The 15134-nt window shown below is 51.5% G+C and carries 14 protein-coding genes and 1 pseudogene; 7 read left to right on the forward strand and 8 right to left on the reverse strand.

Features of this window, described 5'->3' with window-relative positions:
• Positions 1-2 precede the first annotated feature (2 nt).
• Both GZZ87_RS08580 and GZZ87_RS08585 read left to right on the forward strand, forming a co-directional pair.
• Positions 3-626 carry an ABC transporter substrate-binding protein gene (locus GZZ87_RS08580; RefSeq protein WP_162027513.1) on the forward strand — a complete coding sequence of 208 codons (624 nt, stop codon included), beginning with the start codon at positions 3-5 and terminating at the stop codon, positions 624-626.
• Positions 607-1374 carry a VacJ family lipoprotein gene (locus GZZ87_RS08585; RefSeq protein ID WP_162027512.1) on the forward strand — a complete coding sequence of 256 codons (768 nt, stop codon included), beginning with the start codon at positions 607-609 and terminating at the stop codon, positions 1372-1374. The genes GZZ87_RS08580 and GZZ87_RS08585 overlap by 20 nt, the downstream gene beginning before the upstream one ends.
• A 3-nt stretch (positions 1375-1377) precedes the next feature.
• On the opposite strand, the gene GZZ87_RS08590 is transcribed toward GZZ87_RS08585, so the two are convergent.
• Together GZZ87_RS08590 and GZZ87_RS08595 are read right to left on the reverse strand one after the other, a co-directional pair.
• A complete protein-coding gene (locus tag GZZ87_RS08590) occupies positions 1378-1827 on the reverse strand; it encodes a DUF983 domain-containing protein (RefSeq protein ID WP_162027511.1) in 450 nt (149 codons plus the stop codon).
• Positions 1828-1843: 16 nt separating this feature from the next.
• Entirely contained in the window at positions 1844-2635 is a 792-nt protein-coding gene (locus GZZ87_RS08595) for a TatD family hydrolase (RefSeq protein WP_162027510.1), read from the reverse strand.
• Between the two features lie 94 nt (positions 2636-2729).
• Between GZZ87_RS08595 and GZZ87_RS08600 the strand changes: the two genes are divergently transcribed.
• Genes GZZ87_RS08600 through GZZ87_RS08610 form a run of 3 tightly spaced genes read left to right on the forward strand, consistent with a single transcriptional unit; the run spans position 2730 to position 5005 of the window.
• Positions 2730-3743, forward strand: a complete 1014-nt coding sequence (locus tag GZZ87_RS08600; RefSeq protein WP_162027509.1) for a zinc-binding alcohol dehydrogenase family protein — start codon at positions 2730-2732, stop codon at positions 3741-3743.
• Between the two features lie 55 nt (positions 3744-3798).
• Positions 3799-4089 carry a putative quinol monooxygenase gene (locus GZZ87_RS08605; RefSeq protein ID WP_162027508.1) on the forward strand — a complete coding sequence of 97 codons (291 nt, stop codon included), beginning with the start codon at positions 3799-3801 and terminating at the stop codon, positions 4087-4089.
• A gap of 40 nt (positions 4090-4129) precedes the next feature.
• Positions 4130-5005, forward strand: coding sequence for a DUF4437 domain-containing protein (locus GZZ87_RS08610; protein WP_162027507.1), 876 nt, complete (start codon positions 4130-4132; stop codon positions 5003-5005).
• 5 nt (positions 5006-5010) lie between these two features.
• Here the strand turns inward: GZZ87_RS08610 and GZZ87_RS08615 are convergent, their stop codons facing one another.
• Complete coding sequence (locus tag GZZ87_RS08615; protein WP_162027506.1) at positions 5011-5430, reverse strand: SufE family protein; 420 nt, start codon at positions 5428-5430, stop codon at positions 5011-5013.
• 175 nt (positions 5431-5605) lie between these two features.
• On the opposite strand from GZZ87_RS08615, the gene GZZ87_RS08620 reads away from it, so the two are divergent.
• On the forward strand, positions 5606-7162 hold the full coding sequence (locus GZZ87_RS08620) for a phospholipase D family protein (protein ID WP_162027505.1): 1557 nt from the start codon (positions 5606-5608) through the stop codon (positions 7160-7162).
• Between the two features lie 124 nt (positions 7163-7286).
• On the opposite strand, the gene eno is transcribed toward GZZ87_RS08620, so the two are convergent.
• From eno to purU, 4 genes are all read right to left on the reverse strand, one after another.
• Complete coding sequence (gene eno / locus GZZ87_RS08625; RefSeq protein WP_162027504.1) at positions 7287-8570, reverse strand: phosphopyruvate hydratase; 1284 nt, start codon at positions 8568-8570, stop codon at positions 7287-7289.
• 322 nt (positions 8571-8892) lie between these two features.
• Positions 8893-9666, reverse strand: a complete 774-nt coding sequence (locus tag GZZ87_RS08630; protein WP_162027503.1) for an SdiA-regulated domain-containing protein — start codon at positions 9664-9666, stop codon at positions 8893-8895.
• Positions 9667-9821: 155 nt separating this feature from the next.
• Positions 9822-10508 (reverse strand): tetratricopeptide repeat protein, encoded by a 687-nt coding sequence (locus GZZ87_RS08635; RefSeq protein WP_162027502.1) that lies wholly within the window; start codon positions 10506-10508, stop codon positions 9822-9824.
• A gap of 84 nt (positions 10509-10592) precedes the next feature.
• On the reverse strand, positions 10593-11444 hold the full coding sequence (purU, locus tag GZZ87_RS08640; protein ID WP_162027501.1) for a formyltetrahydrofolate deformylase: 852 nt from the start codon (positions 11442-11444) through the stop codon (positions 10593-10595).
• A 212-nt stretch (positions 11445-11656) separates the two neighbouring features.
• Between purU and GZZ87_RS08645 the strand changes: the two genes are divergently transcribed.
• Positions 11657-14803: an SUMF1/EgtB/PvdO family nonheme iron enzyme gene (locus tag GZZ87_RS08645; protein ID WP_162027500.1), complete on the forward strand. Its 3147-nt coding sequence runs from the start codon at positions 11657-11659 to the stop codon at positions 14801-14803.
• Between the two features lie 74 nt (positions 14804-14877).
• On the opposite strand, the pseudogene GZZ87_RS19960 reads toward GZZ87_RS08645, so the two are convergent.
• Positions 14878-15103: pseudogene (locus GZZ87_RS19960) on the reverse strand (DUF3160 domain-containing protein); the annotation flags it as partial.
• Between the last annotated feature and the right edge of the window lie 31 nt (positions 15104-15134).

Here is a 15134-nt window from a genome sequence, read left to right on the forward strand (position 1 = left end):
ATATGATGAAAACTTGGATAATCATCGCCTCGCTGGCGTTTTGCTTACTAGGAGCGCCGCTTTATTCGCAAGAAGGCGAGGCTGAAAAGTTGAATAATGCAATGAGTGCCGCGCTAGATGTGATGTATCTAGATGCGTATCAAGACTACACCTATGAGCAGCGACAGGCCGCGATTAAGGTGCTCTTAGAGGACAATTATGATTTATCAGTCATCATTCGACGTGCCTTAGCTCGGAATTGGGGCTTGATGAGCGCCGAGGAGCAAGTGCGTGTGACAGATTTGATTGAGCGCTTGATCGTGAAGGCGTATGTCGAAGGCATGGCAGGCCAGCAGCGGCCAGAGATTGATTGTGGGGAAACAGTTGAAATCACCAGTAAGCGTATTGAGATACCGGTCGTTGTCCGTTTTCCAAGCGGCAAAGTCTTCAATGTGGTATATCGTTTGGGGCGTTTGCAATCTGGATGGCAAATTTATGACATCGTGGGCGAAGACATTAGTATGGTGTCGAATTATCGCCAACAGTTTGATGATCATTTCCGTAAAGGAAACGGGCAGCAACTGATCGAGAAGTTGGAAGATCTACTGAAGAAAGAGGGGGAATTGAATGCCAGCACTCATCTCTAGAACACAGTCGCTGCGTTGGCTTGCATGGGTTCTGGCGCTGATGGTGCCAGTGGTTGCGGTGCAGGCTCAAGATGACTTCCTCAGCGAGGAAGATCTTTACGGGGATTTTGAAGAAGAGACCGTCTTTACGGTGAGTGATCCGTTTGAATCGGTGAATCGGGTGACCTTTAAGTTTAATGACTTCGTCTACATGAAGATCATGCAGCCTATTTCTAACGGATATCAGAAGGTGACGCCAGATCCAGTGGAACGAGGGGCATCAAATTTTTTCACGAATTTGGGGTATCCCGTGCGTCTCGTCGGTAATTTACTGCAGCTAGAATTGAAAGGGGCATGGTTGGAGACCGAACGTTTTGCAGTGAATACGACCCTTGGTATTGTCGGCGTGCGTCGCGCCGCAGACCAGTTCGAGCGCTTGCAACCGATCCCGCCTGAGGATATCGGATTGGCTTTTGGTGCGTGGGGGGTCGGTTCTGGGCCTTATTTGGTGCTGCCGTTTTTTGGGCCTTCTAACTGTCGTGACTTAGTTGGACTTGTTGGCGATCGTGCGGTAAATCCACTAAAAAAGCCGTTCAGTTTAATTGAAGACTATCAATGGCAATTTGCGTATGATGCGACAGAAACCATTGTGAATAGCCCTAAGCTATTAGACATCTACACGCAGCTGAAAGAAGGTTCAATTGATCCATATAGCGCGATGAAAAATGGCTACGAGCAAAAGCGGCGTTCAATGATTGAAGACGAGTAGAGCTTATGCTCCAGGGGATCGGCGATCTTCCTCGAAGGAGAGATCATCGCAGTCTTCGGATCGATTGGCATGTAGCTCATCAGGTAAGCACAGGTAGTAGATGGTGAGCCAGCAGCTCCAGCTGAAGCGGTAGAGCAAAAGTGGAAGCAGTAGTGCGCCTGCCGCAGCAATTGCGAGTGCTGGTTTGATCGCAATCCATTCGAAGAATCCCAGCAGTAGCACGGGTAACACAAACGTGAAGACAACGACTCCGTAATTGATACACAGCGGTCCAAGATAATAGCCGTCGCCGCGCTCGAGACGCATGCCGCACTCGGGACAGTTGTAGTGGATGCGCAGCATTGACCGAAACAGTTTGGCATGTCCGCAGTTCGGGCATTGGCAACGCAGGCCGCGCAGTAGTAGCTGGCCATGCGTGACTTTTGGGAGTGGTTGAAGTTTCGGATCGAGCATGACGAGGTAGAGGAACCTATTTTAGGAAATAGGTTTCGAAGTTGTTCGCGACCTGTTCTACCAATTTTTCGAGCGATGTGGTGCGGATTTCTGCAACCGTGCTGTAGCCATCGATTAATGTGGCGGGGTGAGTCAAGCTGGAGTCAGGCAGCTCGAAGGATCGATGCTCAGCGGGCGGGAGCATGTCAGGCGCATCGGTTTCGATGAGCAGGCGGTCGTCTGGCACGGCTTGGATGCGTGCTGTGACTTTGCTGGAGCCTGCTTTGAGTTGGCCTGCATTAAACGAAAAGTAGGCGCCGAGCTGCACGAGTTCGGGTATGAGTTCGACTGGGCCGTTATAGGCGTGTAGGTGGGAGCCTCGCTGTGGGAGCGGCACTGTTCGGAGTGTGTCCATGAGTGGGCCGATGGCTTTGAGGCAGTGGATGGAAACGGGTAGGTTGCGCTCGGTCGCATGTGCGAGTTGCCATTGAAAGGCGGCTTGTTGCCGGTCGATGTCGTGGCCTTCGATCCATTTATCCAAGCCGATTTCGCCGATGGCTTGGGCGCCTGTGTCGAGTGCTTTGAGGAACTCTGCTTGCCAGTCGGCGGGTGCGTGATTGACCTTCCATGGATGCAGTCCGATCGCGGGGATGTGACGCAAGTCGCGCTGTGCTAGAGCGAGCACGTGTGGCCAGTCTTGTGGGCAAGTGCCATTCACGACTGCTTGTTTTAAGCCGATGGCTTCGTAGTCCGCTTCGATTTGCTCACGGTAGCGTTCGAGTGCAGGATCTGCCAAGTGAATGTGAGCGTCGTAGAGGAAGGGAGGCATTGAGGTGAGGAGGTGAACCTTTTTGCGTTTCTATATAAAGCATGCATAATTGATTCCTCAAACAAAACAAGATTCCTAAAGGAGATAGATTACTATGAAAGCAATTGGATATAAGCAAAGTGGCCCCATTACCGCAGTCGGTGCACTCGTTGAATTTGAAGCGCCGAAACCAGAGTTACGGTCGCACGACTTACTGGTCGAAGTGAAGGGGATTTCAGTCAATCCAGTGGATGTGAAAGTCCGCTCGGCAATGGCGCCGGAGGCTGGTCAAACCAAAGTGATCGGTTACGACGCTGCAGGCGTAGTTCGTGAGGTCGGCAGTGATGTGAGCCGTTTTAAAGTGGGCGATGCGGTGTTCTATGCTGGTGATCTCACTCGTCCTGGCACGAATGCCGAGTTGCATGCCGTGGATGAACGCATTGTCGGTAAGAAGCCGACCTCGCTCGGGTTTGCTGAGGCTGCTGGTTTTCCGCTCACCTCTATTACTGCGTGGGAGCTTTTGTTTGAGTCGCTCGGCGTCAAGGAAGGCTCGGGTGAAGGTGAGAGTCTCTTGATCATTGGTGGAGCAGGTGGTGTCGGTTCGGTCTTGATACAACTCGCAAAGCAGCTCACTGACCTGACAGTGGTCGCAACGGCATCTCGCCCCGACACGGTCGAATGGGTCAAGCAGATGGGAGCGGATCATGTGATTAATCATCGCGAATCATTGGTGGATCAAATGAAGGCGCTAGAGATTGAGCCGCGTTATGTTGCCTCACTCAATGGCACTGAAGGTCACTTTTCCGCGATCGTCGAGTTGATCCAGCCGCGCGGTCACATCGCGCTGATTGATGATCCGCAAGGACTCGATATTAATTCGATTAAGCCTAAGGCATTGAGCTTTAGTTGGGAATTTATGTTTACACGATCGATGTTTCAGACCGACGATATCGAGCAACAGCATGTGTTGTTGAATCGTGTGTCAGCCTTGATTGATGACGGCACACTTATTTCTACTGTGACTAATAATCTCGGCGCCATGAGTGCTGAAATGATGCAGGAGGCACATGCGCAGCAAGAGAGTGGGCGCGTGATAGGTAAAAACGTGCTCGATGGATTTGATTCCTAATACAAGGTCTAGATTCATCCATTCGAGCAATCGACACCCCATACGAAAGAAAATTATGCCAAACTTAACCATTATCGCGAATATCACAGCCAAGCCAGACAGGGTCGGATTCGTCAAAACTGAGCTTGAAAAGCTCATTGCGCCGACACGCCTCGAAGAGGGGTGCATCGACTATAACCTACATCAGGATAATAAGAATCCCACGCACTTCTTGTTTTTTGAAAACTGGGAGTCTCGCGAGCTCTGGCAGGTGCACATGGGGAATCAGCCGCTACAAGATTTTATCGCCGCAACCGAGGGCGCTCTCGAAGAACTGACGGTCAATGAGATGACTCAGATCGGATAAGTTGAAGGTCAATCCTCCCTTCCAATTACCAATGACTCCCATGAAAGTAAAAACGACACTGCTATTAACGGTCGTGCTGGCTGCGAATGCAGCCTTTGCCGCAGCTAAGATTCCTAAAGACTCGGCTCCAGAGGATTTGAACGTCGAAGTCGTCCTTGCTTCTGAAGTCGAATGGACGCATCTCAACCCCAAGCGTGGGGATCTAGCGCCCAAGGCTGGGACGTTGTGGGGCGATCGAAATGGAACAGTTCCAACAGGCTATTTGCTGAAGCCCCCCGCTCAGTTCGAGTCGCCGCCGCATATTCATAATGTGTCGTATCGTGCCGTCGTGATTCGAGGCCTCTTTCACAATGATGATCCGGATGCGGCAGAGCTATGGATGCCCGCGGGCTCTTTTTGGACACAGCCTAAAGGAGAGGTGCACATTACTGCGGCGAAGGGCGCGGGTGCGATGGCTTATATCGAGATTGAGGCCGGGCCGTATCTCGTGATGCCTGCTGATGAAGCCTTTGATAGTGGTGAACGGCCGGTGAATGTCGTGCCATCCAACATGGTTTGGCTAGATGCCTCAGATGTGACGTGGGTGGAAGCTGCGAAGGGAAGCGTTGCAGGTAATGGTCCACAAGTCGCGTTCCTTTGGGGCAACACACAAGATGGCGAGTTAAACGGCACGTATATCAAACTCCCAGCTGGATTCTCGGGCACGATACGGAGCCACGGAGACAGCTTTCGTGCGATCGTCGTCGATGGGAGCCTGCACTACCAAATGCCTGGCGAGTCGTCTGAAAAAGTATTGGAGCCTGGTAGTTACCTCAATGCGCCCGGCACTGCCGTGCTGCAACTCTCGTCCGATGCCTCGACGGAAAGCATCGTCTATGTGCGCACTGATGGGCGCTACGAGGTGTTACCCGAGTAGCTTGACTACGATTCGGTTAAGCAGGACTGAGCGAAGCGTTGAATCGACTCGACGATGCGGCTCAGGCCGTTGCGGCGGTTTGGGGACAGGTGCTGTGTGATGCCGACCTCGCCGAGGAATTCGGCGTCGGTGGCGATGATTTCCTCTGGTTTGGCATCGCTATAAAAATTGCAGAGCAACTCGGCGATGCCTTTGACGATGGCAGAGTCGGACTCGGAGCGGAAGGAGCAGAGACCGTCTTTGAACGCGGGCACCACCCATAGCTGCGACATGCAGCCTTCGATTTTGAAGCTGTCGATACGTAGATCTTCGGTGAGGCCGGGTGCTTTTTTTCCGCAATCGACGATGTAGCCGAGGCGTTCGTAAGCGTCTGGGATGAGGGTGATCTCTTCAACGAGTGCGTCTTGTTTCTCTTTTAAACTCATGATTGTTATAAGTCAGAAGCAAGAACCTTGCCGAGAGAAGTCCTAATTTCATAGAAATTGTTGCTGTTTGTTACGCGGAGTATCGAAGGGTAAGGTTTCAATTGCGCTTCATTCGACTTTGGTGTCTCTAGTAGGGCTGCCTGTTTCAAAACTACGGGAGTATTTAACTATAATTATGTTCCAGAAATCGATTTTACAGCGAGCTACCCTTTGGCTTTCGATTTTTACTCTCCTATTACTTTGTAGCTGTGCCAGTGTCGATTTTGATACGCCGAAGGCTGAATCGTTTGCGCTATCAGACACACAGGATACTTCGCTCGGGCAGAGTGCGCTGAGAATGCAGTCTCAGCATCCGGCGGAGTCGGGCTTTTATTTGTTGATCGATGGTATTGATTCATTGGCTACCCGTATCATTCTAGCCGAGCGTGCCGAGCGCAGTATTGATACGCAGTATTATCTGATTTCCAATGACATGGTGGGCTATGCCTTTGTGCATGTATTGTTGCGTGCTGCGGACCGTGGAGTGCGCGTGCGTTTGTTGCTCGATGATATTCAGACTAAAGGCTATGATCGCGGTCTGGCAGCGTTGGATGCGCATCCCAATATCGAGGTGCGTCTGTTTAACCCCTTTGCGCGGCGTGATTGGCGTTTTTTTGATGGGGTGACTGACTACCCTCGAGTGAATCGACGGATGCATAACAAGTCCTTCACTGTGGACAATCAGGTCACTCTGATTGGTGGGCGTAACATGGCGAGTGAGTATTTTGGCGCGAATCCAGCGGAAGATTTTGGTGATTTAGATGTGGCGGGCGTGGGGCCTGTTGTAGGCGAAGTTTCCTCGATGTTTGATGCCTATTGGAATAATCGTTCAGCGGTTCCAATTGCGGGGTTTACTGAAGTTGCTGAGGATCCTGATGCTGCGTTACTGGTATTACGTGAGCGGATCGAGGAGTCCTATCAGGAGTTATTGCAGAGTCCGTATGTGGAGGCATTAGCACCAAAGATCACGGAGATCTTTGGTGCGGATGGTCATGGTTTTACGTGGGCGCCGTCTCGTCTCGTTTACGATTCTCCAGATAAGGCGCAGAAGCGTTTGGCAAAGGAGTCCGAGCTGATTCTGACTTCGTTGGCCGAGTCGATTGAGACGGCTGAAGATCATTTGGTGCTGATTTCGCCTTACTTTGTGCCGACGAAGCCTGGTGTAGCGCGGTTGATCGAGATTCAAGAGCGCGGCGTGGAAGTGATCGTCGTGACGAACTCCTTGGCTGCGAATAATCAACCCATCGTGCATGGCGGGTATGCGAAGTCGCGCAAGGCCTTGTTGCGGGCAGGAGTTCAGCTCTATGAGGTGAGCGCCGATGCAACTTCTGGCGTGGAGGCGGCGGTGCCTATCGGCGCGAAGAAGGGGACGTTGCATGCGAAGGCTTTTGTGGTGGATCGCAAAGAGTTGTTTATCGGATCCTTCAACTTTGATCCACGGTCTGCTTATATTAATACTGAGCTCGGTGTGATTATTGAATCGCCTGAAATGGCGGGACATGTGCTCTCGTTGCTTGAGGAGAAAGGGCCAGAGAATACCTATGAGGTGTATTTGGATGCAAAGGAGCGCCTTCGCTGGAAGCGACTCGAGGCAGGTGAATGGGTCGTTTACGATAAAGAGCCCAATACTGGTTTCTGGAAGCGCTTGACCGCGCGTGTGATGGGTTGGTTGCCGATTGAGAGTCAGTTGTAGAAGCGGCATCCTGCCGCTTTTTCTCAAGAAGCAAGCGGCTGGAAGCCGCTTCTACTGTGATATCTACACAAAAAAGCCCGACGGTCGAAACCGTCGGGCTTTGTATTAAATCTTACGATTCGGACTACTTGAGTGTGCCGGCGTAGATCGCGTTTTCACCCAACTCTTCTTCGATGCGAAGGAGTTGGTTGTATTTTGCGATACGGTCGGAGCGGCTCATGGAACCAGTCTTGATTTGCCCAGCGTTAGTCGCAACAGCGATGTCAGCGATGGTCACGTCTTCTGTTTCACCTGAACGGTGAGAGATGACTGAGTTGTAGCCGTTTACCTTGCCGAGCTCGATTGCTTCGAGTGTTTCGGTCAGTGTGCCGATTTGGTTCACCTTGACCAAGATCGAGTTAGCAACACCGAGGTCGATGCCCTTCTGGAGGAACTTAACGTTTGTTACGAAAAGATCGTCACCCACGAGCTGCACCTTGTCGCCGATTGCGTCTGTGAGAGCCTTCCAGCCATCCCAGTCGTTTTCGTCGCAACCGTCTTCGATGGAGTCGATTGGGTATTTTTCAGTGAGCTCTTGTAGGTAAGCTGCTTGCTCGTCGGAGTTGCGCTTAGCACCACCTTCGCCTTCGAACTTAGCGTAGTCATATACGCCGTCTTCGAAGAACTCAGAGGAAGCACAGTCGAGTGCGAATGTGATGTCAGAACCGACCTTGTAGCCAGCTGCTTCAACAGCCTTTGTCAATGTGTCGAGCGCATCTTCGGTGCCTTCGAACTTAGGAGCGAAACCACCTTCGTCACCCACAGCTGTGCTGAGGCCACGATCGTGAAGCACTTTCTTGAGGCTGTGGAAGCACTCAGCACCCATGCGGATTGCTTCGCTGAATGTTGCTGCGCCGATTGGACGGATCATGAACTCTTGGAACGCGATAGGCGCGTCAGAGTGTGAACCACCATTGATGACGTTCATCATAGGCACTGGAAGCACCTTAGCGTTTGGTCCGCCGATGTATTTGTAAAGTGGAAGTCCCATTGCGTCTGCGGCTGCGTGTGCAACTGCAAGGGAGACACCGAGCATAGCGTTTGCGCCGAGCTTGCCTTTGTTGGCAGTGCCATCGAGCTCAAGCATGATCTTGTCGATCGTGAGCTGGTCGCAAGCGTCGAAGCCGATCAATTCAGGAGCGATGAGGTCGTCAACGTTTGCAACTGCTTTGAGGACGCCTTTACCGAGGTAGCGAGCTTTGTCGCCGTCACGAAGCTCGACTGCTTCGTGCTCACCGGTGCTGGCACCAGATGGAACAGCTGCACGGCCGACGATGCCGGACTCGAGTTCGACGTCGACTTCAACTGTAGGATTGCCACGTGAATCAATGATTTCGCGGGCGCGGATGTCTGTGATGATTGTGCTCATAATAAAAAAGCGTTGTATTTCTAGGTGAGATGAGTGCCCTGCCTCCGTTTAATCAGACTAAGCGGATAATCGGACAGAGCGGTTGTTGTTGTGCACTAAGATTAGAAACTGTCAACGATTCCTCGATAAGTATGCTTAATGATAAGGGTGGGCTGATCTTATTGATAAGTCGTGCTAATTTAAAAATTAATTAAGATTAGATCGTGTAGTGCGGTGAGAGGAGACTAGTTCAGGCAACCACGCTTTACTGGTAAAGATCGCAGGGTAGGGACAGTGCACCGCATCTAGCGGTCTTGTCTCTATTAAGAATCAGAATAGTCGTTTAGTATGACTCGAATTCTAATACATAGAGGGTTTCGTCGGGATCTGAAATGATGTAGATCAGACGGTTCTCGTGGTCGACCGCCAGTCCTTCCATTTGCTCAATGTCTGCGGAAAAACTTCCGAGTATTGTCGAGTTTTCATCCAGCACATTTATATTTCTCGATCGGTCGCTCAAGACCCATAGATGCTTGCTCTCAGAATCAAAACTGATGCTGGAGTAGTCTTCGGCGACGTTGAGATTACGTCTAGAGATCTCTTCGAGTTGTCGATTCAACTTGATCAATAGCCCCGGGGATTCCTGCATAATATGAAATTCTTCGGCGTCTTCGTCGTAGGTCAGTGCTTCGGGGCCTTTGTTATCAAAGCCTGGTATATCGATAATGGCTTCCTCCAGAATCGTGCCGTCCTTTCGGGCAATTACGATTTTGCGATCACGCTCTGCAATGAAGGCCAGATGCTGTGCGTCAATCGTTGAGATGGCCTCTAAGTCGTCATAACCTGTGGGGAAATGATTCAACACTGCACCTTTTAGATCTATTTGATAGATGTGGCCATTGGTGTCGCTGACGGTCCAAAGGCTTTGGTTGTCTTTCGCGAGGCTTAATCCCGAAGGTTCTTTGACTGCAATTGGATAGGCGCCGATCAGTTTGAGGTTTTGACTGGTTGCGACGTCGGCTAGATTAATTTTGTTCTTTTTGCATCCTGTATTGCCGAAGGTCAGGCAAAGCGTTGCCAAGTAAGCTGAGATTTTTAAATAATTCGGTATAGCCATATCAGTAGTCGTTGTGATTTTAGACTATGGGCTCCCTATTTGGTTCAAAGTTTGTTGGTGGTATCGGGTGATCTGTGAGTCGGTGTAGCTGTGCCGGCACAAAAAAGCACAGCTCTAACGAGCTGTGCTTTTAGGAAATAGGATTTTGCTAAGACTTACTGTCCTTGTTGCTGGTAGTAAGCGAGGCGTTGCTGCCATTGACCCGAGAGTGGGGATTCATTGATTTGAGCGGCGAACGCTTCGAACTCAGCAGTGTTGCCAGTGGTGTCGGCTTCCACTGCTAGGTGGTAGGCTGCCTCGGCGCGAGCAGCTAAAGCGAGGTTGGTGTCTGCGGTGATCGCATTGAGTTTGGCGAGGCCTTCGTCGGTGCTGCCAGTTTGGTAGAGTGCGAAAGCTTGTCCGAGCTGAGCACGGCCTGCGAGTGCGGGCTCAGTGAGTGCGCCGGCGGCAAGGTTGTAGAATTCGAGCGCTTTTGCGTAGTCTTCGTCTGTGTAAGCGGCATCAGCGGTGCTGAGTGCGGCAAATCCGCCGAGCTCTTTGCCGCTATTGGCTGTGGCGAATTCGGCAAGTGCTCCGTTCGTGTCGGCTTTAGCATATTCTGCTTGAAATGCCATTTCCGCACGGTCTTTGAAGATGCGCATACTTTGGTAGCCAACCACTACGAAGAGGAGGACGATGATGCACCCGACGATGAAGCTTTTGTTCTCGATCCAGTAAACACTGGCGCGATCTTCGAATGAGATTTCGACTGATTCCTCTAGCTCAACGAGGTGACGTTCGTCGACGACGTCGTCTTCTGGCATGAGAGGGTTTTTATGTTTCTTTTTTGGTGGGTGGTTCATAGCAAAGTGATAGTGAAAGTGATGGAGTGAAAGTGAAAACTGGGGAATTGAGGGACTCGAAACGGTTTAGCCGATTTGAGTCGTTTAGTCGAAAACGACTGTTTTGTTGAGGTAAACTAGAATGCGGTTGTCTAAATGGAGGCGAATCGCTTGGGCAAAGACGGCTTTTTCGAGGTCTTTGCCTTTGCGAACTAGATCAGGCACCGCGTTGCGGTGATTGATGCGGGTAACGTCTTGGTGGATGATTGGGCCTTCGTCAAGGTCTGCGGTCGCATAGTGTGCGGTCGCTCCAATCAATTTGACGCCACGTGTGTGAGCCTGATGGTAGGGTTTGCCGCCTGCAAAGGCGGGTAGAAAGGAGTGGTGAATGTTGATCACCGGGCAGCCTGCTTTAGTTAAAAAGTCGTCGGACAGCACCTGCATGTAGCGCGCCATGACGACGAGTTCGGCGCCATAAGAGTGCACGATTTCAAGTTGCTTGGCTTCAGCCTCTGCTTTGGTCGCTTTCGTGACTGGCACATGGTAGAAGGGGATGCCGTAAGTCTCGGCGTCGCCTTTGAGCGTTTCGTGGTTTGAAATAATGCAGGCGAGTTCGCCTGCCATCTCGCCGGAGCGGAAGCGCAAAATGGTATCGTGAAAGCAATGATCGATCTTGGAGACAAAGAGGGCGACTTTCGGTAGATCCGTCGACTTGGCGACCTTCATTGTCATGCCGAGCTCATCGTGGGCAAATTTTTCAAAGGCGGCTGCCTCTTCGTCGATCTGCCCAGAAGGCGTCCATTCCACACGCTGGAAGAAGATATTGGCTTCTTGGTCTTTGTGTTGATCGGCGTGGTGAATATTACTGCCGCGTAGGAAGATCCAACTGGACACACGCGAAACGAGCCCCGGTTGGTCGGGGCCGTGCAAGAGTGCGATGATGGTGGGTGATTTCATTTTTGAAAAACGTCGTATCATGAGTGGCTGAAGTCACTCTGCAATTCTTAAGTCATGGTGTGAAACGCCTTTTTGCGCCTTTCTTGCAGAATGATTGAACAATTGACTGAACCCTCGTGTATGCCCTAGGTTTTTGGGCTTTGGCGCAGTCGTTAGAGCGAGCGCTATACTTGAGTTCTACCCCAGTTCTATAAAATGCAGTCCCTTCGCTTATGAAAACGTTACTACTACCATTGTGTGTATTATTTGTATTGGTTTTCGGCTCGCAGTTGTTTGCTGGACGTGGGGAATCTGCGGCGACGGATGCGCGGATGCTTCCCATGCGCCGCGCGATTGAGGCCTTGGGGGCACGGTATGTCGATTTTCCTGCTTCGACGTTTTTGAGTGAGCTCGAGGGGTTGCAGCAAAAGGATGCTCCGATTGCTGAGATTGAGGCCTTTCGCTATCGTGTATTAGTGCTGGAGAATCCAGATGTGGATTTTACTCAAGTGCTCTTTCGTGCGAGTCGAAACCGGAAAATGCCAGATAATTGGCAGGGGAATGCCAATTATCTTCGTAGCTCAGGCAAAGAGTATCACACGAACTTTAACGATGCGATTCAAGTGCTGGACCTAGAAACCAAGAAGGTTCAGACAATCCATCGGGGTGCGGACGCTCGCGAGGGCCTGATGGATTTATGCCTGCATTTTGATGCAGAGCGCTTTCTGTATACGGGGGTCGATTTGGAGAGTAATACCTTTCAGATTTTTGAGATGAGCATCGATGGGTCTAACCAGCGGCAAGTGACATCAGTCGCTCCGGAGATCGATAACTACAATGCGGCTTACTTGCCCTCTGGAAAACTGCTGTTTTGCTCGACCGCATCTTTACAGGGAGTTCCTTGTGTCGGTGGCAGTTCCTATGTTGGCAATCTGTTCGAGATTCATGCGGATGGTTCTGGAATGCGACAGTTAACATTTGATCAGGAGAATGATTGGTATCCATGGGTGATGGAGGATGGTCGGGTGATGTTTTCGCGTTGGGAATATACTGACAATGCACACTATTTTACGCGTATTTTGATGCATATGAAGCCCGACGGCACTAGCCTGCGCTCGTTGTATGGTTCGAACTCGTATTGGCCGAATACCTTATTTTATGCCAAGCAGATCCCAGGTAGCCCGTCGAAGTTCGTAGCAATTTGCTCGGGGCACCATGGAGTGGGCCGCGCAGGGGAGCTGATCTTGTTCGATGCGGCAAAAGGTGATTTCGAAGCGGATGGTGTGATTCAGCGTATTCCTGGATTCGGCCAGAAGGTCGAGCCTGTGGTGATTGATAATTATATGCGCAATCGCTGGCCGCGTTTTCTGCATCCATATCCGCTCAGTGAAGACTATTACTTGGTATCGGGCAGAATGAGTGAGAACGAGCGTTGGGCCCTCTATCTGGTTGATCGTTTTGACAACATTATCAAGTTGGCAGACGCGAAGAAGGAGCACCTGTTCGAGCCTATTCCGCTCAAGGTGCGCCCAACGCCACCAGTGCTTCCCGACCGGCGCAATTTCGATGCCGATGACTCGACGCTGTTTATTCAAGATATTTACGAAGGGCCGGGCTTGAAGGGGATTCCACGTGGGACTGTTAACTATTTGCGGCTGTTTACCTATGGCTACTCCTATCGCCAGCATGGAGGACATTCTCAACTCGCGATTGAAGGTGCTTGGGATACGAAGCGCGTGTTAGGCACGGTGCCCGTCGAGGCGGACGGATCGGTGGCGGTGAACATTCCGCATAGTTTGCCGATCTCGATTCAACCTTTGGACGAAAAGGGGCGTGCGCTTCAGCTTATGCGCAGTTGGGTTACGACGATGCCTGGAGAGCGTCTTTCTTGTGTGGGGTGTCATGAATCTAGCAATACTGCACCTCTCTCGCACGTCGCGCTTGCAGCCCAGCAGGCACCCAAGGAGCTGACGCCATGGGCCGGTATCGACAAGCCCTACGGCTTTGGCTTTGCGCGCGAGGTGCAGCCAGTGCTTGATCGGTATTGTGTTGGATGTCACGACGGCACGCATGCCGAGCTTCCGAACTTCAAGGACACTTCACGGGGCAACGGTGGATTTGGTAAATCCTATCATGCCCTGCATCCTTATGTGCGTCGACCAGGGCCTGAGAGTGATATGCATCTACTCAATCCGATGGAATACCATGCGTCGACCAGCGAGCTGATTCAGATGCTGGAGAAGGGGCATCATGGTGTGCAGATGGATCGCCTTGCGTGGTCGCGGATTGTGACATGGATCGATCTCAATGTGCCCTATCATGCCACTTGGACGGAGAAAACAAGAGATGCTAAACGGACCATTCAGCAGGCGAAGCGACTGGTTGAGTATAAGAAGACCTATGCCGGCATTGATGATGATGTTGAATGGGCTCCGCCTGAATTAGAGCAGCGGCTGGAATTTGTTGAACCAGCGAAACCCACGCAGCCACAAGCCGTTCATTTGGAAGGCTGGCCGTTGAGCGAAGACGCCGTGCGTAGTCTGGCCGGAGAGACGCGGTCGGTCAATATTGGTGGGCAGTTGATCACCTTTGCCAAGATCCCGGCCGGCCGTTTTGTGATGGGGTCGATCTCTGGGGCAGCTGATGAGGCACCCCAGGCAGTGGTTGAGATTGAGAAGGCTTTCTGGCTTTCGGTCAAAGAGGTCACAAACGCAGAGTATCAATACTTCGATTCCGAACACGACAGCGCTTACATCGATCAGCAGTGGAAGGATCACGTTGATCCGGGTTATCCCGCGAATGAGCCTACAATGCCTGTCATTCGTGTCAGCTGGAGCGAGGCAAATGCCTATTGTCGATGGGCTTCGCAGCAGACGGGGCTGAACATTACCTTGCCCTCAGAAGCTCAATGGGAGTGGGCGGCACGTGCCGGTCGTGATCAGGCATTTTGGTTCGGCGCGACTGGATACGAGCAGCATGCAAACTTGGCCGACCAGTCTATTGGTTTGCTCGCAGTCAAAGGTGTGAACCCTAAGCCGATACCTGAATCGTCGCGTCGGCCAACGAACGATTTCGTGCCGCGTGATGCATCGTTCAATGACAAAGCGCTGACACCTCAGGGAACCGGGCACTATCAGGCAAGCCCGTGGGGGCTCTATGATATGCACGGTAATGTGGCCGAGTGGACCCGTTCTGATTATGCACCTTACCCCTATGTTGCGGATGATGGGCGTAACGACTTGTCCACTGAGGCACGTAAAGTCGTGCGTGGGGGCTCATGGCGCGATCGCCCGCACCGTGCGACGGCGAGCTTCCGTTTGCCCTATGAAGCACATCAGAAAGTGTTCAACGTCGGGTTTCGGATCGTGATTGAGGAGTAAACGAGACGTTGCCGATGGCATTGGGTTTTATTCGGTGGCTCAGAGGAACCCGTATGCTGTGTGGATGACTGTCGCTATTGAGTATTTGTCTCTACATCTGACACGTAGATTGGCAGCGCCGACTCTGGAACGGAAGGCGGGTTCTTCTTGAGTCGTTCTAGCCACTCGTCGTCGGTTAAACGAACTGATGGTTCTATGAACTCATAGTAGGGCATGACTGCTCCTATACAGGAATGAATACGACCTTTGTGAGGATAGAGGACGTAGAGTATTCTGGGATGTCCGATGCCGACATGGAAGATGGCGTCCAGTTCTTGACTCTTAACAATAC

This window comes from Lentimonas sp. CC4 (genome assembly GCF_902728235.1).
In the GTDB taxonomy this organism is placed as follows: Bacteria; Verrucomicrobiota; Verrucomicrobiia; order Opitutales; family Coraliomargaritaceae; genus Lentimonas.